The organism is Pseudoalteromonas sp. 2CM39R (genome assembly GCF_023161845.1).
The window spans coordinates 109,459-109,903 of the sequence record NZ_JALNTM010000022.1; the positions used below are offsets into that span (position 1 = coordinate 109,459).

At 42.7% G+C, this 445-nt stretch carries 1 tRNA gene; it reads right to left on the bottom strand.

Going from position 1 to position 445, the window contains the following annotated elements:
* Nucleotides 1-368 precede the first annotated feature (368 nt).
* Nucleotides 369-445: transfer RNA gene (locus MTF66_RS31890), tRNA-Met, on the bottom strand.

The window sequence follows — 445 nt, forward strand, 5'->3', positions numbered from 1 at the left end:
GAGACCGACGAGCTATTTACTTCACTGAATTTCAGGTATAAAAAAACACGCTTTAGCGTGTCGATTTAATAAAACATATTATTTCAGTGGTTGCGGGAGCCGGAATTTAATAGACGACCTTTGCTGGCTAATGGAGAGTTGAGACCGACGAGCTATTTACTTCACTGAATTTCAGGTATAAAAAAACACGCTTTAGCGTGTCGATTTAATAAAACATGTTATTTCAGTGGTTGCGGAAGCCGGAATTTAATAGACGACCTTTGCTGGCTAATGGAGAGCTGAGACCGACGAGCTATCCATTTCACTGAATTTTAGGCATAAAAAAACACTCGTATAGAGTGTCGATTCATTCTTACAATTTATTTCAGTGGTTGCGGGAGCCGGATTTGAACCGACGACCTTCGGGTTATGAGCCCGACGAGCTACCAGACTGCTCCATCCCGCG